The 24984-nt window shown below is 71.6% G+C and carries 21 protein-coding genes and 2 pseudogenes; 11 read left to right on the forward strand and 12 right to left on the reverse strand.

The window, feature by feature from the left end:
* Positions 1-10: 10 nt before the first annotated feature.
* Positions 11-1288, reverse strand: a complete 1278-nt coding sequence (locus ACIQRW_RS15355; RefSeq protein WP_403759643.1) for a M6 family metalloprotease domain-containing protein — start codon at positions 1286-1288, stop codon at positions 11-13.
* Between the two features lie 270 nt (positions 1289-1558).
* On the opposite strand from ACIQRW_RS15355, the gene ACIQRW_RS15360 reads away from it, so the two are divergent.
* Both ACIQRW_RS15360 and ACIQRW_RS15365 read left to right on the forward strand, forming a co-directional pair.
* The gene (locus ACIQRW_RS15360) at positions 1559-2263 is read left to right on the forward strand and encodes a TetR/AcrR family transcriptional regulator (RefSeq protein WP_403759646.1); all 705 of its coding nucleotides are present in this window, start codon (positions 1559-1561) and stop codon (positions 2261-2263) included.
* Positions 2264-2440: 177 nt separating this feature from the next.
* The gene (locus tag ACIQRW_RS15365; RefSeq protein WP_403759648.1) at positions 2441-3964 is read left to right on the forward strand and encodes an MFS transporter; all 1524 of its coding nucleotides are present in this window, start codon (positions 2441-2443) and stop codon (positions 3962-3964) included.
* Positions 3965-4068: 104 nt separating this feature from the next.
* Here the strand turns inward: ACIQRW_RS15365 and ACIQRW_RS15370 are convergent, their stop codons facing one another.
* Positions 4069-4581 carry a MarR family winged helix-turn-helix transcriptional regulator gene (locus ACIQRW_RS15370; RefSeq protein WP_403759651.1) on the reverse strand — a complete coding sequence of 171 codons (513 nt, stop codon included), beginning with the start codon at positions 4579-4581 and terminating at the stop codon, positions 4069-4071.
* Positions 4582-4833: 252 nt separating this feature from the next.
* On the opposite strand from ACIQRW_RS15370, the gene ACIQRW_RS15375 reads away from it, so the two are divergent.
* Positions 4834-5616, forward strand: coding sequence for a dioxygenase (locus ACIQRW_RS15375; protein ID WP_403759654.1), 783 nt, complete (start codon positions 4834-4836; stop codon positions 5614-5616).
* A 146-nt stretch (positions 5617-5762) separates the two neighbouring features.
* Here the strand turns inward: ACIQRW_RS15375 and ACIQRW_RS15380 are convergent.
* A pseudogene (locus tag ACIQRW_RS15380) lies at positions 5763-6778 on the reverse strand (questin oxidase family protein).
* A 442-nt stretch (positions 6779-7220) separates the two neighbouring features.
* Between ACIQRW_RS15380 and ACIQRW_RS15385 the strand changes: the two are divergent.
* Positions 7221-8222, forward strand: coding sequence for an RNA polymerase sigma factor RpoD/SigA (locus ACIQRW_RS15385; RefSeq protein WP_403759656.1), 1002 nt, complete (start codon positions 7221-7223; stop codon positions 8220-8222).
* 130 nt (positions 8223-8352) lie between these two features.
* On the opposite strand, the gene ACIQRW_RS15390 is transcribed toward ACIQRW_RS15385, so the two are convergent.
* Positions 8353-9402: a helix-turn-helix transcriptional regulator gene (locus ACIQRW_RS15390; RefSeq protein WP_403759658.1), complete on the reverse strand. Its 1050-nt coding sequence runs from the start codon at positions 9400-9402 to the stop codon at positions 8353-8355.
* A gap of 61 nt (positions 9403-9463) precedes the next feature.
* Between ACIQRW_RS15390 and ACIQRW_RS15395 the strand changes: the two genes are divergently transcribed.
* The gene (locus ACIQRW_RS15395; protein ID WP_403759661.1) at positions 9464-11080 is read left to right on the forward strand and encodes an MFS transporter; all 1617 of its coding nucleotides are present in this window, start codon (positions 9464-9466) and stop codon (positions 11078-11080) included.
* 118 nt (positions 11081-11198) lie between these two features.
* Here the strand turns inward: ACIQRW_RS15395 and ACIQRW_RS15400 are convergent, their stop codons facing one another.
* Positions 11199-11954: a DUF6227 family protein gene (locus ACIQRW_RS15400; RefSeq protein WP_403759664.1), complete on the reverse strand. Its 756-nt coding sequence runs from the start codon at positions 11952-11954 to the stop codon at positions 11199-11201.
* A gap of 290 nt (positions 11955-12244) precedes the next feature.
* Positions 12245-13345, reverse strand: a complete 1101-nt coding sequence (locus ACIQRW_RS15405; RefSeq protein ID WP_403759667.1) for a P1 family peptidase — start codon at positions 13343-13345, stop codon at positions 12245-12247.
* 197 nt (positions 13346-13542) lie between these two features.
* Here ACIQRW_RS15405 and ACIQRW_RS15410 point away from each other — a divergent pair, with 197 nt between their 5' ends.
* The 6 genes from ACIQRW_RS15410 to ACIQRW_RS15435 all read left to right on the forward strand — a co-directional run bounded on the left by ACIQRW_RS15410 (position 13543) and on the right by ACIQRW_RS15435 (position 18967).
* A complete protein-coding gene (locus ACIQRW_RS15410) occupies positions 13543-14652 on the forward strand; it encodes an MFS transporter (protein WP_403759669.1) in 1110 nt (369 codons plus the stop codon).
* Positions 14649-16976, forward strand: coding sequence for a molybdopterin oxidoreductase family protein (locus ACIQRW_RS15415; RefSeq protein WP_403759672.1), 2328 nt, complete (start codon positions 14649-14651; stop codon positions 16974-16976). Before ACIQRW_RS15410 ends, ACIQRW_RS15415 begins: the two co-directional genes overlap by 4 nt.
* Before the next feature lie 6 nt (positions 16977-16982).
* On the forward strand, positions 16983-17585 hold the full coding sequence (locus ACIQRW_RS15420; protein WP_007452552.1) for a 4Fe-4S dicluster domain-containing protein: 603 nt from the start codon (positions 16983-16985) through the stop codon (positions 17583-17585).
* On the forward strand, positions 17582-18289 hold the full coding sequence (locus ACIQRW_RS15425) for a ubiquinol-cytochrome c reductase iron-sulfur subunit (protein WP_403759674.1): 708 nt from the start codon (positions 17582-17584) through the stop codon (positions 18287-18289). The genes ACIQRW_RS15420 and ACIQRW_RS15425 overlap by 4 nt, the downstream gene beginning before the upstream one ends.
* Complete coding sequence (locus ACIQRW_RS15430) at positions 18286-18681, forward strand: hypothetical protein (protein WP_403759677.1); 396 nt, start codon at positions 18286-18288, stop codon at positions 18679-18681. The genes ACIQRW_RS15425 and ACIQRW_RS15430 overlap by 4 nt, the downstream gene beginning before the upstream one ends.
* A 61-nt stretch (positions 18682-18742) precedes the next feature.
* On the forward strand, positions 18743-18967 hold the full coding sequence (locus tag ACIQRW_RS15435; protein WP_403759681.1) for a hypothetical protein: 225 nt from the start codon (positions 18743-18745) through the stop codon (positions 18965-18967).
* 16 nt (positions 18968-18983) lie between these two features.
* On the opposite strand, the pseudogene ACIQRW_RS15440 reads toward ACIQRW_RS15435, so the two are convergent.
* The 6 genes and pseudogenes from ACIQRW_RS15440 to ACIQRW_RS15465 all read right to left on the reverse strand — a co-directional run.
* Positions 18984-19253: pseudogene (locus ACIQRW_RS15440) on the reverse strand (large conductance mechanosensitive channel protein MscL); the annotation flags it as partial.
* Positions 19254-19342: 89 nt separating this feature from the next.
* Positions 19343-19822 (reverse strand): RcpC/CpaB family pilus assembly protein, encoded by a 480-nt coding sequence (locus ACIQRW_RS15445; RefSeq protein WP_403760288.1) that lies wholly within the window; start codon positions 19820-19822, stop codon positions 19343-19345.
* Between the two features lie 402 nt (positions 19823-20224).
* A complete protein-coding gene (locus ACIQRW_RS15450) occupies positions 20225-21109 on the reverse strand; it encodes an S-methyl-5'-thioadenosine phosphorylase (protein ID WP_403759684.1) in 885 nt (294 codons plus the stop codon).
* Between the two features lie 102 nt (positions 21110-21211).
* Positions 21212-21562 (reverse strand): FmdB family zinc ribbon protein, encoded by a 351-nt coding sequence (locus ACIQRW_RS15455; RefSeq protein ID WP_403759687.1) that lies wholly within the window; start codon positions 21560-21562, stop codon positions 21212-21214.
* Between the two features lie 66 nt (positions 21563-21628).
* Positions 21629-22909, reverse strand: coding sequence for an MFS transporter (locus tag ACIQRW_RS15460; protein WP_403759690.1), 1281 nt, complete (start codon positions 22907-22909; stop codon positions 21629-21631).
* 368 nt (positions 22910-23277) lie between these two features.
* Positions 23278-24873: a potassium/proton antiporter gene (locus ACIQRW_RS15465; RefSeq protein ID WP_403759693.1), complete on the reverse strand. Its 1596-nt coding sequence runs from the start codon at positions 24871-24873 to the stop codon at positions 23278-23280.
* Positions 24874-24984 lie beyond the last annotated feature (111 nt).

Genomic DNA, 24984 nt, shown 5'->3' on the forward strand with positions numbered 1-24984 from the left:
GCCGAGCCGCTCACGGGCGCGTGACCCGCACCCGGTAGTTGCCGTCGTCGTCCTCGTCCAGCACGGATATCCGTACGCCGTTGGCCCGGTCGGTGAAGGTCTGGCCGGGGCGGAACGGGGCGTCGGACAGTTCCGCGTGCACGTTGGGGCGCCGGGTGCAGCCGCCGCTGTCCTCGGTGGCGTCGGCGACGGAGACCGGGCCCTGGCCGGTGTCCACGTCGGAGCTGACCTTGTAGATCAGCACCCCCGGCCGGCAGACCGCCTCGTCGTTGCCCGCCGCCGTGCGGACCTCCACGGCGTAGCCGGACTGGGCGCTCAGCGGGACGAAGGCGAGCTTGGTGCCGCCCTCGGTGGCCAGCGGGCCGAGGGTGTGCTCGCTGACACCGGCCTTCGACGCGCAGCTGATCTGCTCGTTGTCGAGCCAGCCGAGCTTCCACTTGTGCCAGGCCAGGAAGTCGTTGTTGGCGCCCCAGTCCTCGGACATGATGTCCCAGTGTCCGACCGAGCCCCCGCCCTCCATCGTGTAGAGGTCGGGCAGCCCGAAGACATGGCCGTTCTCGTGCGGCAGGACGCGGTAGCCGGTCTCGGCGTACGAGCCCGATCCGTCGTCCTGGCGGCTGTAGACGAACGACGTGTTGGAGAGCGGGACACCGTCCGCCGTCGGGGCCTCGTCGTTGCCGGAGAAGGTCACCGAGAGCACGGTGTCCAGCGCGGAGGGGCCGGCGTTCGGGCTGACCAGGACGTTGACCAGGTCGTACGCGGAGAAGTCGACCCGGGGGTCGGCGGCCGCGACGAGGTCCTTCACCAGTTGGCGGTAGCCCGGCTCGAAGGGTGAGCCGCGCTCTATCCCGTACTCCGTGAAGGGCATCGGCATCCGCAGCCAGTCCTTGACGGGGGCCTCGGGCCGGTAGACGAGCCGGCCGTAGGAGCTGGCCCTGAACCACTCGGAGGTCTGCGGGAAGAACTCCGCGTACCGGTCCGTCGCGGGTTCCGTTCCCGCCGCGTCCGGGAAGTCGATCATCAGGTTGAGTGCCTTGATCTCGCCGGTCGACCGGGCGTAGCCGGGCGGGGTCGGCAGCCCCTCGGACATCTGTACGCCCATGGTGGCGGAGATCCGGCACGGGGCGAGCGCGGAGTCCTGGCCGGCGGCCGCCGGGCCCGCCGAGGCACGGCCGGCGCTCGGAAGGGTGGTGCTGGCCGAGGCCACGGCCGCTATGACCAGCGCGGTCGCTCCGGCCAGGGCGACCGGGCGGCGGTGTCTGCGTATCCGGTGGCGGGGCAGCTGCATAGAGGCGCCTTCGGGGTCCGCGGCAGTCGGCCGACCCCTGACTGCGCTCTGGCGATCAGCCTGTGCCGGGCGGCCCGCGGCCGCTCGCTGGGTGCGCCGATCGGAGGGTTTTCTCCCTGAAGTGATGTGACTCAGGTCACATGAGGGTGGGAAATAAGCGGGGAGCCTCTCCCCGTTTGCATACGTGTCCCCGCTAAACGGGGAAGCGGTCCCCGGTTACCGAAGGGGGTCGACCGGCTACACAGAGGGAAGAAGGGGAGGAGCGTCGTCGTGGAGACCACTGCCGGGACCACCAGGACCGCCGCGAAGAGCACCGAACCGGCAGCCGCCGACGGCACCGCGTCCGCGGCACCGTGCCGGGCGCCGCGCCCGCGGGCCGACGCGCTGCGCAACCGCGAGCGGATCATCGCCGCCGCGCGCGAGCTGTTCGTCGAGTTCGGGCCGGACGTGGCGCTGGACGACGTCGCACGGCGAGCAGGCGTGGGCAACGCCACGCTCTACCGGAACTTCCCCGACCGGGCCGCCCTCACCCATGAGGTCGTCCTCGCGGTCACCTCCCGCACCACCCTCCGGGCCGAAGAGGCCGCCGCGGCGGAGTCCGACCCGTTCGCCGCGCTCAGCCGCTTCGTGCACGCGGCCGCCGACGAGCGGATCGGCGCCCTGTGCCCGATGCTCTCCGGCGTCTTCGACAAGGACCACCCCGAACTGCTCGCCGAGCGCCGACGCCTGGAAGAGGCCGTCGAGGGGCTCGTCGCGCGCGCCATGTCCGCGGGGCGGCTGCGCACCGACATCGCCGTCGGTGACGTACTTGTCGCCCTCTCCCAGCTCACCCGGCCGCTCCCCGGCATCGCCTGCCAGGGCATCGACCGGTTCACCCACCGTCATCTGCAGTTGTTCCTGGACGGACTGGAGACCCCGGCCCGCTCCGTACTGCCCGGATCGGCGGCGACCTTGGAGGATCTGCGGCGCCCCTAGGCCTGTCGTCGAACTGCCCTGGCCCGCACCGACCTGAACCTTCCGGCCGTGTCCTGAGGGACCCGGCCCACCGCCTCACCGCCTCACTTCACCCCGTCGCGCGTACACGAGCACGTACCGCCGACGCCCACTTCGCGACGCCTCGGCGCCCTCGCACGTCCTTAGGTGGATACACCCATGCCAAAAACGGCTGACACCGCCCTTCCCGATCCGAGTCGCTGGAAAGCCCTGGCCTTCATCGCGCTCGCCCAGCTGATGGTCGTCCTCGACGCGACCATCGTGAACATCGCTCTGCCCTCCGCCCAGACCGACCTCGGCATATCCGACGGCAACAAGCAGTGGGTCATCACCGCCTACGCCCTCGCCTTCGGTGGGCTCCTCCTCTTCGGCGGCCGGATCGCCGACCTCTGGGGACGTAAGCGCACCTTCGTCGTCGGGCTGATCGGCTTCGCGCTGGCCTCCGCGCTCGGCGGGGCCGCCCAGAACGAGGCGATGATGTTCGGCTCCCGGGCCCTCCAGGGTGTCTTCGGCGCCCTGCTCGCCCCGGCCGCCCTCTCCCTGCTCGCCGTGATGTTCACCGATGCCAAGGAGCGCGCCAAGGCCTTCGGCATCTACGGGGCCATCGCCGGTGGCGGTGGCGCGGTCGGGCTGATCCTCGGCGGCTTCCTCACCGAGTACCTGAACTGGCGCTGGACGTTCTTCGTCAACATCCCGTTCGCCATCGTCGCCGCCGCGGGCGCGTACTTCGTCATCCGTGAGCCCTCCGGCGCCCGCAACCGCGCACCGCTGGACATCCCCGGCGTCGTGCTCTCCACGCTCGGCCTGGTCGCCCTGGTGTACGGCTTCACCCGCGCCGAGTCGGCCGGCTGGTCGGACACGCTGACCGTCTCGATGTTCGTCGCCGCCGTTGTGCTGCTGGTGGCCTTCGTCGTGACCGAGGCGCGTGTGAAGTCGCCGCTGCTGCCGCTGCGCGTCCTCACCGAGCGCAACCGCGGCGGGGTCTACCTCTCGCTGGGGCTCGCCATCATCGCGATGTTCGGGCTGTTCCTCTTCCTGACCTACTACCTCCAGGTCGTGAAGGGCTACTCCCCGGTGAAGACCGGCTTCGCGTTCATGCCCATGATCGTCGGCATGATCACCGGCTCCACCCAGATCGGCACCCGGCTGATGACCCGGGTCCCGCCGCGCCTGCTGATGGGCCCCGGCTTCCTGGTCGCCGCGGTCGGCATGCTGTTCCTGACCCAGCTGGACCTGAACACCAGCTACGCGGCCGTCATCCTGCCCGGCATGCTGCTGCTCGGCCTCGGTATGGGTACGGCGTTCATGCCGGCGATGTCCCTGGCCACGCACGGCATCGAGCCGCGTGACGCGGGCGTGGCCTCCGCGATGGTCAACACCTCGCAGCAGGTCGGCGGCGCCATCGGCACCGCCCTGCTGAACACCATCGCCGCGAGCGCCACCACCGCGTACGTCGCCGACCACGCGGCCCGCGCCACGGACCCGCAGCTCCTGGAGCTCCAGGCCATGGTCAGCGGTTTCGCCGCCGCGATCTGGTGGGCCGTCGGCATCCTCGTCGCCGCCGCCGCCATCGCGATCGCCCTCATCAACACCGGCCGCCCCGGAACGGGGTCCGGTGGGACGGACGGCGCGTCCGACGTGGGCGCCGAGGAGGAGTTCAGGATCCCGGTCGTCGCCCACTGACGACGGCGGTTCCTGCCCCGCCCCGGTAGCGCCCCGCCCCGGTAGTGCCCCTGCCGTGGCTCCCCTGCCGTGGCACCCCTGCCCTGGTTCCGCTCAGCGATCGCTCAGCGGAGCCAGGGCAGATCCGCGTCCGCGCCCTCCGGCTCCAGGCCGGTCGCGAGCACCCGCATGATCTCCCCGAGGCTGCTCACCTGCTCGGGCGTGAGCCGGTCGAACATCGCCTGCCGTACGGCCTCGACGTGACCCGGCGCCGAGCGGCGGAGCATCTCGTAGCCGTCGTCCGTGAGCACCGCGTTCTGGCCGCGCTTGTCGGAGGGGCAGTCCTCACGGCGCACCCAGCCGCTCTTCTCCAGCCGGGCGATGGCGTGCGAGAGCCGGGAACGGGTGATCTTCGCGTTCCGGGCCAGCTCCGTCATCCGCATCCTGCGGCGGGGCGCCTGCGAGAGCTGGACGAGGAGTCCGTAATAGGTGTGCGGCATGCCGGCATCGCGCTGCAACTGGCGATCGAGATGGTCCTCAAGCAGCGTGGTGGCATGCAGATAGGCGCGCCAGGCGTGCTGCTCCTCGTCGGTGAGCCAGCGCGGCGCGCTGGTGGATGCCGTGGTCATGTACTCCACTGTACGACCTTTTCTTGAAAGTTTAACTAGATAGGGCTAAGGTCTCCGGAGGTAGGAGCTTGAAGTTTCAAGAAATCTGCCCCGAGAGATCCCCGCAGGGGATCCGGAGGAGTTTCGCAGGGCCCCTGAACAACGATCCCCCGGATGACCTCGGGGAACTCCTGCTCGGACGAGTTCGTGACCGGATCCAGTGTCCGTGTGCCCCGTGCGGCGCCCGTCTCCCTGGTGCCGTGTCCAGTGGATGGGAGTGCCATGACAGCCACCGCGGAGCGGATGCCCGCCCTCTACCTCTCGCACGGCGCACCGCCGCTGGCCGACGATCCCGTCTGGCCCGGCGAGCTCGCCGCCTGGTCCGCCGGGCTGCCCCGCCCCCGCGCGATCCTGATGGTCTCCGCCCACTGGGAGGAGGCCCCGCTCGCGCTGGGCGCCACCGAGGCCGTGCCGCTCGTGTACGACTTCTGGGGCTTCCCCGAGCACTACTACGGGGTGCGTTACGGAGCCCCGGGTGCGCCCGAACTCGCCGACAGCGTCCGCAAGCTGCTGCGTGGCGCCGGGGCGCCGGTCCAGGACATCCCGGACCGCGGCCTCGACCACGGGGCGTACGTACCGCTGGTGGAGATGTTCCCGGACGCCGACATCCCCGTACTCCAGATCTCCCTGCCGACCCTCGACCCGCGGAAGCTGATGGATGTCGGGCGCAAACTCGCCCCCCTGCGCGACGAGGGCGTGCTCATCGTCGGCAGCGGCTTCTTCACCCACAACCTGGCCGCTCTGCGCCACCAGGGCGGCGGCGTTCCCGGCTGGTCGGCGGAGTTCGACGACTGGGGCGACCGTGCGCTGCGGGCCCAGGACATCGACGCGCTGATCGACTTCGAGCACACCTCCCCGGCCGGGAAGCTGGCCCACCCGCGCACCGAGCACTTCGCGCCGCTGTTCGTGACGCTGGGCGCGGCCGAGGACGAGCTGGACCGGGGGCGCAGCGTCATCGACGGCTTCTGGATGGGGCTGGCGAAGCGCTCGGTGCAGTTCGGCTGAGGCGTCGGGGCGCTCAGGGTTCGGGTGAGGCGATCGGGGCGCTCGGTGCAGTTCGGCCGGGGCGATCGGGCTGATCGAGGTGCTCAGGGTTCGGCTGAGGGCTTCGGGACCACTTCCGGAGCCCTCGGAGGCCACTCCCGAACGCTCTAGAAGACCGGCGGGTTCAGCTCGATCGCGCGCCGGGCGGCGGAGAACGCGAGCGCGTCGCCCACGTCCAGTGCCGTGTCGGTGAACTTGATGGTGTGGTCGTCGCCGTGGGCCGCCGCCCGGGCGAACAGCTCTCCGGCGTCCGCGGCGCCGTACGCCGGCACCGGGGCCGCCTCACGGGGCGCGTAGGCGGCGGTGACCGCCGCGCTCGCCGCCCAGGCGGCCCGCAGACTCGGCACCCACAGCTCGCCGGGCAGGGCCGGCAGGGTGCGCAGGACCGCGTTGGGCGCGGTCGCCGCGTGGACCAGCATGATCGGCTCGCCGTGCGCGTGGGTCGCGTACCGGTGGGTCGAGGCCCGGACCAGCTCCCGGAGCGCGGCCCGGGCGGCCTCCGGCCCTGCGGGCCCCGGCCCCGGGTCGACGCCCTGTTCCCGTCCCGGGCCGGGGTGTCGACGCCCTGTTCCCGTCCCGGGCCGGGGTCCGGTTCCCGGCTCGGGACGCTGCGCTGTCCCGGCCCCGGCCAGTCCGGGAACCCGGTCAGTTGCGCGAACCGGTCCCGGACGCCGCCGCTCCGGTCGGGCACCAGCGGGACCCGGTCCAGTGCCGCCGCCGCACTCGGGGCCGGGCCGAGCGGCGTCAGGGCGGGCAGGGGCTGGTGCCGGGCGGCCCAGTAACCGAGGGCGTGGGCCAGCTCCCGGACGCGCGGGGCGCTCTCCTCGCCCGCCAGCAGGGTCCGTACGGAATGGCCCACCCGGATCGCCGGATGCGTCGCGCCCGCGGCGATGCCCGGCAGCAGCCGGGGCCACCACGCGGCGAGCACGTCGCGCCAGGGGGTCTCGGCCGTCTCCCGCTCGAAGTACGCCGTCCAGTCGGCGATGCGGCGCGGGTCGCCCAGCGCCTCGTGCCAGTTCCGGTCCCGGTCGGTCTCGGACCGGGGTCCCGGGCACTCCGGGCCTCGGTTACCTGCCGGATCGGTCGGCGGGCGTACGTCCCGAAGCCCGGGACGGAAGTGCACGGGCCCTTCCGTCCCGGCGCGGAGCGGACACCCTGAGCAGCGGACACCCTGAGCATCCGTCCCGGCGCGGAGCGGACACCCTGAGCAACCCGAACGCCACCCGATCCGTCCTTCGGGGTGGGAGCACGGCTCTCCGGGCGCCGGGCGGCGGCCGGGCGAGGAGAAGTGAGGCGTGCGTGTGAATGCGGTCTCATGCACGCGCCGATTCCGGGTATCCGGCCGGAGAGCCGCAAACGGGCCGGTTCGGCCCCGCCACCGGCTCTGACCTGCGCGTCCGGCGGAATCCGGAAGCGGAATCCAGCGGTCGGCGCCGGACAGGGTACTGCATGATCGCGAAATTGAATGTGCGGCATGGGAATTCTGTCCGGATTCCAGTCGTTGTTTCCATCGGATGCAGGGCACCTCGAAAGGGTGTCGCGACCTACTCAGCAAGGGAGCACGCATGGCAACCCGTGCCGTCGCCCGTCGTACGTCCACCGCCTCCGGTGGGTCCGGCCGGGCAGGCAGTGTTCGCGCCGTGGGCGGGGAAATCGCCGATCGCGACCTGGTCGGCATGTACCTGGACGAGATCGCCCGCACACCGCTGCTCGACGCCGCCAAGGAAGTCGACCTCTCCCAGACCATCGAGGCGGGCGTCTTCGCCCAGCAGATCCTCGACGGCGGGGTGGAGAGCGCCGCCGGTGACGCGAAGCGTGAGGAGCTGGAGGCGCTGGTCGCCGAGGGCGAGCGCGCCAAGGACATATTCATCCGTTCCAACCTCCGGCTCGTCGTCGCCGTGGCCCGCCGCTACCCGCGCGCGGGGCTCCCCCTGCTCGACCTGATCCAGGAGGGCAACGCGGGCCTGGTGCGCGCGGTCGAGAAGTTCGACTACGCCAAGGGCTTCAAGTTCTCCACGTACGCCACCTGGTGGATCCGGCAGGCCATCACCCGGTCCATCGCCGACCAGTCCCGCACGATCCGGCTCCCCGTCCACCTGGTGGAGGAGCTCGGCCGGATCCGCCGGGTCCAGCGCGAGTTCAACCGCGAGCACGGGCGCGACCCGGAGCACGCGGAGATCGCCGCCGAGCTCGACTCCAACACCGAGCGCGTCGGCAACGTCCTGGACTGGGCCCGCGACCCGGTCAGCCTCAACATGTCCGTGGACGACGACGGCGACACCCAGTTCGGCGACCTGCTGGAGGACACCTCCGCCGTCTCGCCCGAGCAGTCCGTGATGACCCTGCTCCGCAGCGAGGAGCTGGAAGACCTGATCGGCAAGCTCGACAACCGGACCGCCTCGATCATCAAGATGCGTTACGGCATCGAGGACGGCCGGGAGCGGACGCTGACCGAAGTGGGCAAGCAGCACGGCCTCACGCGGGAGCGGATCCGCCAGATAGAGAAGCACGCACTGCTCGAATTGAAGCGAATGGCTCACGACACGGGCTTTGACGCTGCGGCGTGAGCCAATAACCCGTAATCTCCCCATCAAGCCGGTTCGCACCGGCCGACCGACCGGGTCATTCCGGTCACCCGACCGGTTTTCACCGGTCCCTGAGCTGAGCCCCGGCGCCCACCCCCCCCGGCGTCGGGGCTCATCCCTGTTCCGGATCGCCCGGGGGCCGGCTCCGGGCGGCGCGGGTCAGCCGGGCGCCGAGGCCCTCCAGATACTCCACCAGCTGCGGCGGCCCCTGCGCGGAGAACTCGCAGTCGACCAACGCCAACCGCAGCGCCACCCACTCCAGCGAATCGGTGCACGAGGTCCGCAGCCGGCAACCGCCCTCCCCGTCCGGCTCCGGCGCCCCGAGATGCGCGGGCAGCCGCGCCGCCACGAACTCCGCCGGCGCCCCGAACCACACATCGAGGCACAGCTCCGGCTTCATTCGCCGCATCGACCGGGACAGGTACTTCGCCGCGTCCCCGCTCTCCGCGTCGCTCCGCGCCCCGCTGTCGGCGTCGCCCCCGTCGCTCCCCGCGCCCTCGACGGGAAGCGGCCTCGGCGTGAACCGCGCCCCCGTCGCGTACGGCTCGCCGACCCGGTCCACCCGGAACGTACGCCAGTCCTCCCGGCCGAGGTCGTACGCCACCAGGTACCAGCGCTGCCCGGTGCTCACCAGCCGGTACGGCTCGACCTGCCGCTTCGTCCGGGTGCCGTCGCCGCTGCGGTACGCGAACCTCAGCCGCTCCCGCCCGGTGGCCGCCGAGGCCAGCGTCGTCAGGGTCCGCGGGTCGATGGTGGCGCCGTCGCCCCGGGTCAGCGGCACCGTGGCGTTCTGGAGCGCGGAGACCCGGTGTCGCAGCCGGGAGGGAAGCACCTGTTCCAGCTTCGCCAGCGCCCGTACGGAGGCCTCGTCGACGCCCTCGATCGCGTGCCCCGCCCCGGCCCGCAGCCCCACCGCGATGGCCACCGCCTCCTCGTCGTCCAGCAGGAGGGGCGGCATGGCGGCGCCCGCCACCAGGCGGTAGCCGCCGACGGAGCCGCGTGAGGCCTCGACCGGGTAGCCCAGGTCGCGCAGCCGGTCGACGTCGCGGCGGATCGTGCGCGGACTGACAGCGAGCCGCTCGGCCAGCTCGCCGCCGGGCCACTCGCGGGGAGTCTGGAGGAGCGACAGCAGTTTCAGTAGTCGTGCTGGAGTGTCGGACATGGCTTCAGGATGGCGGACCATCAGGTCATGATCTGACCTAATGGATGCCTAGGTTCTTCCCATGCCTTCTTCCGCACCCCCGCCGCCCACGGCGTCGCACGTCGTCGCTCCGCCCACGCCGCCCGCACCGCCCGCACCGGTCAAGACACCGGTCGCACCCACGCCCGCCCCGGCCGACCGGCGGCGCTGGTTCGCGCTGGCCATCGTGATGACCGCCGCCTTCATGGACCTGGTCGACGTCACGATCGTCAACATCGCGATCCCCAGCATCCAGCGCGAGACCGGGGCTTCGGTCTCCGCGATCCAATGGATCACCGCCGGTTACGCCCTCGCGTTCGCGGCCGGACTGATCACGGGCGGCCGGCTCGGTGACATCTACGGGCGCAAGAAGCTCTTCCTCATCGGCATCGGCGGGTTCACGCTCGCCTCCGCCCTGTGCGGCTTCGCGGGCAGCCCCGAGATACTGGTCGCGGCGCGCGTCCTCCAGGGCGCCACGGCCGCGCTGATGGTGCCGCAGGTGTTGTCGATCGTGCACGCCACCTTCCCCGCGCACGAGCGCGGCAAGGTCTTCGGGCTCTTCGGCGCGATCGTCGGGCTCGGCGCGGTCTCCGGGCCGCTGCTGGGTGCGCTGCTCACCGAGTGGGACCTCTTCGGGCTCGGCTGGCGGCCGATCTTCCTGATCAACCTGCCGGTCGGGATCGCCGGGCTGCTTCTCGGCGCGAAGTTCATCACCGAGTCGAAGGCCCCCAGGGCGGTCCGCCTCGACCTGCCCGGCGTCGCCCTGATCACTCTCGCGATGCTGATGCTCATCTACCCGCTCACTCGGGGACACGAGCTGGGCTGGCCGCTCTGGGGCCATCTGTCGATGGTGGGCAGCCTGTTCGTCTTCGGGGCGCTGGTCGCCTACCAGCGTCAGAAGGCGCTGAGGGACGGCTCGCCGCTGATCGAACTGTCCCTGTTCCGGGTCAAGAGCTTCGCCGCCGGCATCGCCGTGCAGCTGACCTTCGGCGTCGGTCTCGGCATCTTCTTCCTGGTCTGGACGATGTACATGCAGATGGGCCTCGGCTGGAGCGTGCTGCGCGCCGGCACGACGGGCATCCCGTTCTCCGTCGCCGTCTCGGTGGCCGCCGGGGTCTCCGTGCAGAAACTGGTGCCCCGCTTCGGCCGCAAGGTCCTCCAGGCCGGCGCGCTCCTCATGATCGCCGGACTGCTGATCTACCTCTGGGAGAGCGAGCAGTACGGGATGGGCATCACGTCCTTGCAGATGGCCGTCCCGCTGGTGGTCATGGGTGTGGGGATGGGGCTGATCGTGGCTCCGCTGACCGATGCCGTGCTCTCCGAAGTGCCCAAGGAGCACGCCGGTTCGGCGTCCGGGCTGATCAACACCGTGCAGCAGATGGGGACGGCGCTCGGGCTCGGCCTGGTGTCCGTCGTCTTCTTCGGGGCGATCGGCGACCGGCTGGCCCGCGAAGAGGTCGGCCCGGCGTTCGTCGACGCGTTCCAGCAGTCGCTGTGGTGGGTGGCCGGGGTGCTCTCGGTGATCTTCCTGGTGATGTTCGCGCTGCCCGCCCGGCCGCGCGCCCACGTCGAGGACGAGGCCCACGCGGAGGGCGGCGCGAACGTGGAGGGTGTCGCGAACATGAAGGGCGTCTCGAACGTGGAGGGCGGCGCGCGCTGATCCGTGTGGGCGGCGTGACCCGGCGCCGCGTGGGCGGCGCGACCGGCCCCGCTGTGCCCGCCCCCCCAGTGACCGGCCCCGGCGGCGAACCTGCCTCGGCTGGTCACGGCGGTTCGGGTCAGCAGATCCGGGTGCGGCTCTCCATCGCCGCACGGGCGGTGTGCTCGTTCTCGTACACCTCGCACATGTGGCGGCCGTCGGGTGTCGCCGTGTGCTCGACCTCCCACAGGCTCGTCTCGCTGCCGTCCAGCAGCAGGAACGCGTGCTCGTAGAGCGTGAAACCGGCCGGGCGGCCGTCGACCCGGCACTGACGCCCGAAGATCTGGGTGATGTGGTGGGCGAATGCCGACCGGAGCAGCCGTGTCTTCTGCTCGCCCGGCCGGTCGGCGTTCTCCGCGCGGCGCAGCACCCGGCGGGCGTGGTCCGCGGAATTGTCGGGGGCGTACGTCCGGGGGAGGCGGGCCGGCGGGGCGGACATCAGGACCGTCAGCATCTCCAGGTCGCCCTGGCCCTCCTGCACCCCCTCGTCGCCGAAGGCCGGGGAGTCGGAGAAGCTTCCCGCGAGCCGGGACGCGGCGATGCGGGCGTCGCCCTCGTCGTCGTACAGCTCGTGCCGGCGCGGTATCCGCACGTCCCGCCCTCCGCTGTGCACCAGCTCCCACAGAGTGAGGGCGGAGCCGTCGGCGAGGAGATACGTGTGACGGTAGGTCTCGCGGTGCAGCACGGAACTGTGGTGCGACGAGTGCAGCGAACTGCTGTGGGCGAGCGCGGTGCCGAGGCGGTCGACCGTGCTGTCGGGGAGGTCGAAGGAGTTGAGGGCGCGTCGCAGGAGCCGGTCGAGGTGGTGCTCGGTTGTCTCGTACGGATCGCTCAAGGTGGTGTCTCCAGGCCGTCGCCGCGTGTTACTTGATGCGTGCTTAACGTAGTCCCTGGGTCCGACATCGTGACCGGGGTTCGTAAAAACGTAGGGCGCACGCAGAAAGTTCCCCGCGCGTTCCCGGTGCATTTCGGGCGCTTCGGGTGAACTCCCTTACACAGAAGGTGAGTCGGCGGCCCGCACGCCCCTCGCTCACGCCGCGCGCCCCCAGGGCCCCGCCGATCGGATCGACCGCCGAGCGCCGTACAGCTCCGTGGCGCGGAGCGCCGTGCAAGCGCGTGCTGCCGCTAGCCGCCGTACAGCTCCGTGTACGAGAGGAGCCTGCCACCCGGCCCTTCGGTGCTCCGGGCCGCGCGCACGGCCTTGACGATGGCCCGCGCCAGGACGTCGGCGCCCGCCGCCAGGATCTCGTTGACGGCGGCCGGGTCCCCGGGTGGCACCCGCACCTGTCCGGTGGCCAGCGTGAACACGGTGTCCCCGTCGGTCAGCAGATGGACCGGGCGCACCGCGCGGGCCAGCCCGTCGTGTGCGGTGCCCGCCAGCTTCTGGGCCTGCGCCCGGGTCAGGTCCGCGTCCGTGGCGACGACCGCGATCGTCGTGTTGAACGGCGGGGCCCCGCCTCCGGCCGCCTCCGTCGCCTCCCGCTCCCGTGCGAGACGCCGGCCCGCCGCCGCGTGGACCTCGGCCGGAGGGTGGGCCGGCGGCTCCCCGGCCCCGTACTCCCCGAACAGCACCCCGGTCCGGGGGTCGACCACCGAGCCCGCCGCGTTCACCGCGACGAGGGCGGCCACCGTGACCCCGGAGGCGAGGCGGGTGCTCGCCGTGCCGATGCCGCCCTTGAGCTGCCCGGCCACCGCGCCGGTGCCCGCACCCACGCCGCCCTCGGCCACGGGCTCCCCGGCCCCGGTGGCAGCCGCGGCCTCCACCGCGGCGCGGCCGGTCGACGCGTCGGGGCGGGCCCGCCAGTCGCCGCCCCGGCCGAGGTCGAAGAGGGCGGCGGCCGGAACGACCGGTACCACCTGGGTGGGTCCGGCGCCGACCCGGACGCCCCGGCCCTGCTCCTCCAGCCAGGCCATCACGCCGGAAGCGGCGTCGAGCCCGTACGCGCTGCCACCCGTGAGGACGACGGCGTCGACCCGCTGCACCAGATTGCGCGGGTCCAGCGCGTCCGTCTCCCGGGTGCCCGGCCCGCCGCCCCGTACGTCCACAGCGGCCACGGCCCCGCCCTCGGGCGCCAGGACGACGGTCGTTCCGCTCAACGCGCCCGCACCGGCCACCTCGGCGTGGCCGACGCGGATTCCGGCCACATCGGTCAGCGCGTCCAGCGGAATCGGGTCCTCGGCGGCCTCGGGGCCGCCGGCGTCGCCCTCGGGGTTCAGGGGGATCATCGTGCGGCTCCTCCGGTCGGGATCGGGGCCCGCGGGAGTGCGAGCCGATGCGCTGCGAACGTACCGGCGGACGGGGCGCGGTGAGCCCGCAGCGCCCCGCCCGGGCAAGGCGACCCTTGCGGCTGTCCGGGCGACCCTCTCACCCTCGCGCCCGCCAAAACAGGTTCAATCAACCCAAATAGTCCTACGGTGGCCGGGTGACCGAGCCCTCAGAAGCCACCGCAGCAGCCGAGCCCGACATCCCTGACGGCCCCTCGGCCACGTCTCCCTCCGCTACCGGCCCCCGGTCCGTCACCACCCGGGCGACGCTCGTCGGCGTGGTCGTCTCCGCCCTGCTGATCCTCGCGATCGTGCTCGGCAGCCGTATGCTCCGCAACTTCGACTCGGCCCTCCTCCCCTATGCCGTGGCCACGGTCTTCCTCGCTTTCGGCGTCGCCTACCGGTACACCGTCTGGATCTCCGCCCCCGGTGCCCGACGCCTCTTCAAACAGGGCTGGCGCAGCCTCTTCTCCCTGGACAACTTCCGCAGGGCCCCTACCGCCCTGCCGAAGATGATCGCCACCTATCTGGGCTTCCAGAAGTTCCTCGGCGCCCGCTCCCACGCCCGCTGGGCCGCCCACCAGCTGATCTTCTGGGGCTGCGTCCTCGCCGCCCTGATCACCTTCCCGCTCACCTGGGGCTGGTTCACCTTCACTTCCGGCAGCGGATCGGGACCCGGCTACGAGATGCGGATCTGGGGCTTCAAGATCCTCGGATTCGACTCGCTCAACATCCTCGGCTGGCTGATGTTCCACGGCCTGGACATCGCCGCCGTCCTCGTCATCCCCGGCGCCTCGTACTTCCTGTGGCGCCGTATGAAGGACCGCGGTGCCGCCACCGGCCAGCGCTTCGCCTACGACCTTGTGCCGTTGATCGCGCTCATCGTCATCTCCGTGACGGGACTGCTGCTCACCTTCTCTTCGATCTTCCTGCACGGCGGCGGCTACCAGTTCCTCGCGATCCTGCACATGGTGGCGGTCGTCTTCACCCTCATCTACATCCCGTTCGGCAAGTTCTTCCACATCGTCCAGCGACCGGCCGCGGTCGGCATGCAGCTGTTCAAGTACACCGGCCGCAAGGACGACGAGGTGTTCGCCTGCCGCCGCTGCGAGGAGCCCATCGACACCGGCCCCTACGTCGAGAACCTGCGCGGCACCATGCGCGACCTCCGGCTCGACTTCGACTCCTGGGCCGAATACTGCCCGCGCTGCAAGCGGGTGCTGCGCGGCAGCGCCTATCTCTCCCATGTGAAGAAGGGCTTCAATTGACCGCGGATCCGCGAGCTGCTGCCGACCGCCGTACGTTCATCCCCCTGGACCCCTCCCTCGCCCCTCCCGGCACCCGCGCCTTCCGGGACGCGGGAGGCATTCCGGCCGATAAGTGGCACGCCGACCAGAACGGCGAGACGCTCGTGCCGACCCACTGTTGCTTCTGCGGTGTCCAGTGCGGGATGTATCTGCGCGTGGACCGCGGCGGCAAGGTCTTCGGTGTCGAGCCCCGCAACCACGACATCAACCGGATGCGGCTCTGCCCCAAGGGCATCAACGCCTACCAGCAGGTCAACCACCCCGACCGGCTGACCGCCCCGCTGATGCGCCGCTCCCGCGACGAGGAGTTCCGCGAGGTCTCCTGGGAGGAGGCGCTCGACTTCACCGTCTCCGAGATCAAGCGCATCCAGCAGACCCACGGCAACGACGCCTTCGGGCTCCTCGGCGGGGCCAGCCTGTTCTCCGAGAAGACCTATCTGGTGGGCAAGTTCGGCCGGGTCGCGCTCAAGACCCGGCACGTCGACTACAACGGACGCCTCTGCATGGTCAGCGCCGCGGGCGCCAACAAGCTCGCCTTCGGCATCGACCGGGCCGGTAACCCCTTCTCCGACATCCTGCTCACCGACTGCCTGCTCATCGCGGGCTCCAACGTCGGCGAGTGCTTCCCCGTGATGACCCAGTACGTCTGGGGGGCCCGGGACCGCGGGGCCAGCCTCATCGTCATCGACCCGCGCGAGACCGCCATCGCCCGGACCGCCGACATCCACGTCGCCCTCAAGCCCGGCACCGACTCCGCCTTCTTCACCTCCGTCCTGCACGTCGTCATCGAGGAAGGGCTCACCGACGAGAACTACCTCGCCGCCCATGCCACCGGCTGGGAGGAGGTCAAGGCCAAGGCCGCCGAATACCCGCCCTCCCGTGCCGCGGCGATCTGCGGGATCCCCGCCGAGCAGATCGTCCAGGTCGCCCGGACCTTCGCCCGCGCGCCCAAGGCCATGGCCTGGCACGCCCGGGGCATCGAGCACCACTCGCAGGGCGTCGAGAACTGCCTCACCGTGATCAACCTCTGCGCCGCCACCGGCCACATCGGCAAACCCGGCGCCGGCTACGGCACCATCACCGGCCAGGGCAACGGGCAGGGCGGCCGCGAGCACGGCCAGAAGTCCGACCTCCTCCCCGGCGGACGCTCCATCATGAACGAGGAGCACCGCCGCCAGATCTGCGAGATCTGGGGCATCGAGGAGTCCGAGCTCCCGCCCGCCGGGACCTCCATGATGGAAATGGTCTGGCAGATGCAGCGCCGCGAGATCCGCGGCCTCATCGGCATCTGCAACAACCCCTTCGTCTCCCTGCCCAACTACCGGGTGGTCAAGGAGGGGTACGACGCCACCGAGTTCCACGCGCAATTCGACTTCTTCCTCTCCGAGACCGCAGCCAACGCCCATGTCGTCTTCCCCGTCACCACCTGGGCCGAGGACGAAGGGGTGATGGCCAACGCGGAAGCCCGCGTGGTCAAGCACAACAAGGCCCAGGACCCGCCGCCCGGCGTCCGCACCGACACCTGGGCGATGTGCGAACTCGCCCGACGGCTCGGCGCCGGCGACAAATTCGACTTCCCCGACTCCCGGTCGGTCTTCGACGAGCTGCGCGTCGCCTCCGCCGGCACCGTCAACGACTACTACGGCATCACCTACGAACGCCTGGAGGAGACCGGCGGCATCGCCTGGCCCTGCCCCACCACCGACCATCCCGGCACCCCGCGGCTCTTCGAGGACGGGAAGACGTACCACCCCGACGGCAAGATCCACCTCCAGGTCGTCGAATGGCACCCACCGATGGACCCGTACGACGACGAGCACCCCATGTCGCTCACCACCGGCCGCACCGTCGCCCACTTCCTCTCCGGCAACCAGACCCGCAGGCTCGGCGCCCTCGTCGAACAGACCCCGCGACCCTGGGCCGAGGTCCACCCCTCGCACGGCTTCCGCAACGGTGAGCCCGTCCGCGTCGTCACCCGGCGCGGCAGCGAGGTCTTCCCCGCCCTGGTCACCGAGGCGATCCGCCCCGACACCGTGTTCATCCCCTACCACTGGCCCATCCCCACCGCGGCCAACGCCCTCACCATCGACGCCCTCGACCCCCGGTCCAAGATCCCCGAGTACAAGGTGTGCGCCTGCCGCATCGAGCACGCCGAGCGGATCGACGAGGTCCCCGCCCCGCCGGTCGCTCCCGGCCATGTCGCCTACCCGGAGACCCAGGTCTCCCGTACCGACCCGCTGCCTCCCACGGCCCCCCAGGGCCGTGGCACCTCGGAGAGGAGCTGAAGCCCCATGATGGGCAGAACGATCTTCATCGACCCGGGGCGATGCATCGGCTGCCAGGCCTGTGTCTCCGCCTGCCGCGAGTGCGACTCGCACCGAGGCAAATCGATGATCCACCTCGACTACACCGACGAGGGCCACTCCGTCGCCTCCCTCCCCACCGTCTGCATGCACTGCGAGGACCCGGTCGCCCCGTGCGCCGAGGTCTGTCCCGCCGACGCGATCCTGGTGACCGCGGACGGCGTGGTGCAGCAGGCCGACACCACCCGCTGCATCGGCTGCTCCAACTGCGTCAACGCCTGCCCCTTCGGCGTACCGAAGATCGACCTCCAGGCGAAACTGCAGATGAAGTGCAACCTCTGCTACGACCGCACCGCCTACGGTCTCGCCCCGATGTGCGCCACCGTCTGCCCGACCGGAGCTCTCTTCTACGGCACCGTCGAGGAGCTCCAGGCGGAGCGCCCCGGCGTCCAGGTCGCCGACACCTTCGTCTTCGGCGAGACCGAGGTCCGCACCGGTGTGGCCATGGTCGTCCCCGCCGAACGGGTCCAGTGGCCGGTACCCGGCGGGCTTCCCGTCGTCGAGATCAATGGGAAGGACGTCCGCCGATGAGCGTCACCGATCAGCAGCCGGGTGGAGAACACCCTGCCGGGGGAGACCCGCGCGAGGCGCTCCAGGACCGGATCGCCGCCGACTCCCTCACCACCCGGCGCGACTACCTCCGGATCGTCACCACCGTCTCCGGCGGCCTCGCCCTCGGCGGCGTCGGGGTGGCCGCGGGCATGCTCCACCGCCACGGCGACGGCGAGGAGGGCAAGGCCCCCGAGGCGAAGCGCATCGCCGGGCGACTCCTGCCCGGCGAGTCGATCGCCTTCCGCTACCCGGGCGAGGAGGACCGGGCCGTTGCCGTCCGCCTCGACGACGGCACCCTCGTCGGCTACTCCGCCGTCTGCACCCACCTCGCCTGCGCCGTGCTCTGGCGCAAGGACCGGGGCAGCGAGGGCGAGCTGTACTGCCCGTGCCACGAAGGAGTCTTCGACGCCCGGTCCGGAGAGGTCACGGCGGGACCGCCGCCGCGCGGGCTGCCCAAGGTCGTGGTCATCGAGCAGGACGACGGCAGCGTATGGGCCGTGGGGACCACCCGCTCCGGCGAGAGCATCGAGGAAGGCCTCTGCCGCCAGCTCGGCGGCGACCGCCCCGACCTCGCCTCCCGCATCGGCTGCCCCGACATCGGCGGCGGAGCCGAATCCCCGCCCCGGGCCGCCGGTGCGCGCGAGCCCTCCGCCACCGCCGAGAACCCGGGCAGGCGGGCATGAGCGACACCCCGCACCCCGAGCAGCCGCTGCCGCCCCCCGGCAGCCACTACCCCACGTACCACCCCGGCAGCGCCGACCCCGAACTGAACCGGCCCGTCCACGAGCGGTATCCCCAGATCCGCCCCACCAGCGGATACGGGGACCCCCGCGTCCGGCACACCGGCCCCGGGCCCGGAGCGGGCACCGACCAGGACCCCGAGCGCTCCTCGAAGCTGACCGCCCGGCTCACCCTGGCCATGACCGTCGTCATCGGCCAGCTCTGGGGACTGACGGTCCTGATCGACGAGTGGATGGAGGGCAACACCGGCACGGCCTGGTGGGGGGCCGGCTTCCTCTGCCTGTCGTTCCTCGTCGTGCTCGGCCTGTGGCTCCTCGACCCGAAGGACCGCTGACACCCGCCGCCCGGCTCCACGGCGGCTCACACCTCGCCGTGAGCCGCCGTACCCTGGAGACATGAGCGCCGCCCCCACCCCCAGCCCGCGCGATGCGAAGCAGCAGCAGCCACAGGAGCAGCCGCACAAGGAACCGAAGCCCAAGCCGGTTCTGGACTTCGACGATCCGCTGGACCGGCAGTCCGCGGACGATACGGACCAGGGGTGGGGCGAGCGGCCTCTCTCCGGCGGCAGCGCCGCCGACCTCGCACGCTTCCTGGACGAGAAGCCGCCCCACCACATCTGAGCGATGACCCGGAGGACTACCGGTCCTCGCGCGTGCCCGCGGCTGCCCCGCCCGTTCCGCCCGTTCCGCCCGTTCCGCTCGCTCCACCCGGGCTTCCGCCCGAGTCCGGGCCGTGGGAGCCGGGCGCGCCACCGGTGCGCTGCGCCACGAGGGCGTCGCGGAACTCCTTCAGCACCTCCAGCTCGCTCACCTCCATCGTCTCCTGCACGCCTTCCTTGGCGGCCTGCATCGCCGCCCGCCCGGCCAGGTACGTGGCCATCGGCAGCACCATCAGGAAGTACACGACGGTGAGGGGAGCGAACTGCTCCGCCACCTAAGGCGGGAGAAGGCAGCACTGTCCAACCCGCTGGTTCTCCCGGGTGACTTGAGAAGACGTCAGTTCGCATCGGACACCGCCACGGCCAGCCGCCCCGAAGCGCCCGCGCCCAGCAGCGCCGTGGCCGTCGACCGTTCCACGGACAACACCACCAGCGCCCCGGCCGCCGCCCCGGCGCCGGAAGCGTCCGCCGCGTGGCCGCCGGGTTCTGCGGCCGCGTGCGGCACCTTCGCCACGCGCACCCCTCGCGCCACCACGCGCGCTTCGTCGCCGGTATCACCGACCGCGATCACATCGACCCGGTCCCCGGGGCGCAGCAGCCGTACGGTCTCCGGGTCCGCGATCCTGACCGGCGCGGAGACCAGCCGCACGGACGACCTGCCGGCCCCCGGCGGAGCGTCCGGTGGGCCGGCCTCTCCGTCGGTACCGTGCAGACCGGTGGTGGCCAGCGCGGCACCCGCCAGCGCGAGCCCCGCGGCCGCCGCCCGCCGCTGTCGGCGCAACATCCGGCGCAGCCGGTCCGCGCCACCGCCCCGCACGCGCAGGGGCCCGAACGGCCCCACCCCGCACGGCGCGGGCACCGGCGCCGGAGGCGGAGACGGAGACGGAGAAGGGGACCGGGACGGGGGCCGAGACGGCGAAGGGGACCGGGACGGGAAAGGAGGCATGGGCGCGGGCGCGGGGGCGGGAGCGGATACGGACGGGAGCGTGGACGGGGACGGGGACGGGGACAGGGACATGGCACCACCTCGATTCGGGCGGACGCGGGCAAGGGAAAGGAACGGGAAAGGGGAGTTCGGACCGGTTGATCCGGCCGAACTCCCCTCACTTTCCCCCGCCCACGCAGATCCCGCTGAGGCCTGTGGACAGTCCTCGCACTGGGGATAACTCCGTCACCCGTTCCGGCGATGTCCGCCCTGCCCGAGCGGCGGCGATACCCGCTACGGCAGGGCGATCCCCGTGTCGATCCCGTCCAGGGCGTGGGCGCACGTGCAGTTGCGGTTCTCGCTCTTCGGCAGCCCGGCCACCGCGTCGAACAGCACCGAGCGCAGCCGGTCCACGTTGGCCGCGAACACCTGGAGCACCTCCTCGTGCGAGACGCCCTCGCCCGCCTCGGCCCCCGCGTCCAGGTCGGTCACCAGCGTCATCGTCGTGTAGCAGAGGCCCAGCTCACGGGCGAGGACCGCTTCGGGGTGTCCGGTCATGCCCACGACCGACCACCCCATCGCCGCGTGCCAGCGCGATTCCGCGCGGGTCGAGAAGCGGGGCCCCTCGACGACCACCAGGGTGCCGCCGTCCACCGGCTCCCAGTCGCGTCCGCGAGCCGCGGTGAGTGCGGCCTTGCGTCCCTCGGGGCAGTAAGGGTCGGCGAAGCCCAGGTGGACGACGTTCGGCACGGTTCCGTCGGCCCGGGTCTCACCGTCGTAAAAGGTCTGCACGCGGGCCTTGGTGCGGTCCACCAGCTGGTCGGGGACGAGCAGGGTGCCCGGCCCGTACTCCGGCCGCAGCCCGCCCACCGCGCACGGGCCGAGCACCTGCCGGACCCCGACGGAGCGCAGCGCCCACAGGTTGGCCCGGTAGTTGATGCGGTGCGGCGGCAGGTGGTGGCCGCGTCCGTGGCGGGGCAGGAAGGCCACCCGCCGGCCGCCGAGCTCGCCGAGGAAGACCGAGTCGCTCGGCTTCCCGTAAGGGGTGTCCACGGAGACCTCGGTGACGTCCTCCAGGAAGGAGTAGAAGCCCGAGCCGCCGATGACACCGATCTCCGCGGAACTCCCGGTACCCGCCGTGCCCGTACCGGAGCCCGTTTCGTCAAGTGCGTTCGCCATGCGGTCACCGTATCCGGAGGAGCGATTCCCAGGACGAACGCCCGGACCCCGCCGAGTGGCCTCGGCGGGGTCCGGTGAAAAGCAGATGGGGCGTACGCGGGCTCAGGCGGCCGACGTACCGCTCGACGAGGCCGGCGCGGACGCCGACGACGAGGAGGAGCCGGACGAAGAAGACGACGACGATGCGGTCGTTTTCGTGTCCGAACCCGACGACGAGGACGACGCGGAGTCGGACGACTTCGAGGCCGCCGACGCCGGCGTGCTGCTCGACGAGGAGCCGCGGCTGTCGTTCCGGTAGAAACCGGAACCCTTGAAGACGATGCCGACCGCGGAGAACACCTTCTTGAGGCGTCCGTCGCAGCTCGGGCACACGGTCAGGGCATCATCGGTGAACTTCTGCACCGCCTCGAGGCCCTCGCCGCACTCGGTGCACTGGTACTGATAGGTCGGCACTTGCTCCTCCTGGCACTCTCACTCAATGAGTGCTAACGACGCTCCATACTGACGTATTCCGTTGAATCAGTCCACCGTGACCGGCTCGCGGTGACCGATCCCACGTGCGACGGTGCGCCCCGAGGACCTCGGAGTCAGCCGCGAACGCAGGGCCAGCAGGGTCATCAGCGCCAGCACGGTTCCGGCCAGAGGCACCAGGAAACCGGTGCTCGCGCCATGGGCGTCGGCGAGTTGCCCCGCCACGGTCACGGCCGCGGCCTGTCCGAGCGCCACGGCGCCCGTCAGCCAGGTGAAGGCCTCGGTGCGGGCGGTGGCCGGCACCAGCGCTTCGACCAGGGTGTAGCCGCTGATCAGCGCCGGAGCGATGCAGAGGCCGACCAGCAGGCCGAGCCCGGCCAGCAGCGGCACCGAGTGCACGGCCCACAGGCCGGACGCGGTCAGGGTCAGCGCCACGTACCCGACGATCAGTCGTCGGCGCGGGCTGCTCTTCCAGGCGATGGCGCCGCAGGCGATGCCGGCCAGCATGTTGCCCGCCGCGAAGACCCCGTAGAGGACACCGTTCACCCCGGGGTGGCCGATCTCCTCGGAGAACGCGGTCAACGAGACCTGCATCCCGCCGAAGACCGCGCCGATGCCCAGGAAGGCGACGGCCAGGACGCGCACACCCGGCACGGAGAGCGCCGAGGCGTGCGGTTCGGCCGCGGTGGCCGCGTTGCGAGGGGCGGGCTGGGTGGCGCGCTGCGCGGCGAAGAACAGGCCGCCGACCAGGGTCAGGGCGGCTTCCGTGATCAGTCCGGCCGCCGGGTGCACGCCGGTGCACAGGGCGGTGGCGATCACCGGCCCGAGGACGAACGTGAACTCGTCCGTCACCGACTCGAACGCGGCCGCGGTGGACATCAGCGGAGAGGCGGGCCGGTCGGGGGTCGCCCCCAGCATCGCCGCCCAGCGGGCCCGCACCATGGGGCCGACCTGCGGGATCGAGGCGCCGGTCGGCACGGCGGCGACGAACAGCGCCCACAGGGGTGCGTCCGCCAGCGCCAGTACGGTCAGGACGCTCACGGAGACGGTGTGGAGGAGCACCCCGGGCAGCAGGACGGCCCGCTGACCGAAGCGGTCGGCGAGCTTGCCGCTCTGCGGGGCGAACAGCGCCATGGAGACGCCGGAGACCGCCGCGACGGCGCCCGCGCTGCCGTACGAGCCGGTCGTGTGCTGCACGAGGAGAACGATGCCGATGGTGAGCATCGCGAAGGGCTGCCGTGCGGCGAAGCCCGGGAGGAGGAAGGTCCACGCACCGGGGGTGCGCAGGAGTTGCCCGTATCCGGGGCGGTCGGAGACCGTGGTCGCCACGGTCCTTGCCTTTCTGCCGCCTGGTGGCCCTGCTTCCCGGCGCCCTTGTGGGGCGGGCCGGACGGAAGCGGCCGAGAGCTGTCCTCTTCGCGCGGAACTGCGGTAGATGCCGGGCGACTCGCTGCAATCGGCGAAGAAACGCCGGGCGAAGAGACACCACGACCGCCATACGGTCGCGCCAGCTCTGCTTCAGACAGAGTTGGTCGATCAGGTTTGCCCTTAATCGTACAGGCAGGAAGCCCTGTATGCCTGTGATTGCGTACAGGGTTTCCGTATCAGCCTGTGATCTGCGACGCGTGCGCTGCCGATTCCCCGAGCCATCGCCTCAGGGAGCCTCAGGGAGCCTCCAGAGGACTCCAGGGGGACCCTCAGGGACTGGTTTTCGTGCCGCTGCCGCTGCCGTTCGCGCTTTTACTTCCGCTGCCGTTGGCACTGGCACTGGCACCGCCGAGCTTCTTGGCCAGCTTCATCGCCCGGGGGATGGCGGAACCGCCATGAGGTCCCGCCATGCCGGGTGCGCCGGCAGCGGGTGATCTGCCCGTGCCCAGCCAGCCGGCCAGCTTGCCGCCCTCGCCGACCGCCCGCAGCCGTTCCTCCGCCCTGTCGCGCACCGGATCGGTGGCCACCACCAGCAGTTCGTCCCCGCGCCGCAGCACCGTCGCCGGGGACGGCACGAAGCTCGTGCCCTCGCGGACCACCAGCGTGACCGCGGCGCCCGCCGGGAGCCGGAGCTCGCCGACCTCGACGCCGTGCATCTTGGACTTCGTGGGGATGGCGACCGACAGCAGGTGTCCGCGCAGCCGCTCCAGCGGGGCCGACTCGATGCCCAGGTCGGCGGCCTCGGACGGATCGTCGGCGATGTTCAGCTTGTTCGCGACCCAGGGCAGCGTCGGGCCCTGGATCAGGGTGTAGACGATGACCAGGACGAACACGATGTTGAAGATTCTCGTACTGCCCTCCACCCCGGACACCATCGGAATGGTCGCCAGGACGATGGGCACCGCCCCGCGCAGCCCGGCCCAGGACATCAGGACCTTCTCGCGGGCCGGCAGTCGGAACGGCGCGAGGCTCAGGAAGACCGACAACGGCCGCGCCACCATGGTCAGCACCAGGCCCACGACGATGGCGGGCCAGAAGTCGTCGACCAGGTCGTGCGGGGTGACGAGCAGGCCGAGCAGTACGAACATGCCGATCTGGGCGAGCCAGCCGAGCCCGTCGGCGAAGCCCCGGGTGGCGGGCCAGTGCGGCAGCTTGGAGTTGCCGAGGATCATCGCGGCCAGGTAGACGGCGAGGAACCCGCTGCCGTGGGCCATGGCGCCCGCCGCGTACGCGGAGACGGCGATGGCCATCACGGCGATCGGGTAGAGGCCGGAGGCGGGCAGGGCCACGTGCCGCAGCCCCAGGGACCCCAGCCAGCCCACCGCGATGCCGATCGCGGCGCCGATGGCCAGCTCCATGGCGATCTCCGCGACCAGGATGTACCAGTGCTCGACCGGGCCGACCGCGGAGAGCGCGACGACCATGATGACGACGGGGGCGTCGTTGAAGCCCGACTCGGCTTCCAGGACACCGGTGATCCGGGGCGGCAGGGGAACCCTGCGCAGCACGGAGAAGACGGCCGCCGCGTCGGTCGAGGAGACGACCGCGCCGATGATGAGGGCCTGGCGCCAGTCCAGGCCGACCAGATAATGCGCGGCGGCGGCGGTGATGCCCACGCTGATGCCGACGCCGACGGTCGAGATCACCGCGGCCGCGGGCAGGACGGGTCTGACTTCTTTCCACTTCGCCCCGAGTCCGCCCTCGGCCAGGATGACGACCAGTGCGGCGTAGCCGAAGACCTGCGTCAGCTCGGCGTTGTCGAACTTGACGTCGAAGATGCCGTCCTGCCCCAGGGCGATCCCGATGCCGAGATACAGGAGCAGGCTGGGGAGCCCGCTGCGCGAGGAGATCCGTACCGCCGCCACGGCGACGAGCAGGACGAGCGAGCAGACGAGCAGGAGTTCGTTGAGCGCGTGGACAGTCAGGGTCCGTTCCTTCCCTGCGTGCGCCTGCCGGATCGTCCTCCGGCAGCCAGT

The organism is Streptomyces sp. NPDC091287 (assembly GCF_044768525.1).
Classification (GTDB): Bacteria; Actinomycetota; Actinomycetes; order Streptomycetales; family Streptomycetaceae; genus Streptomyces.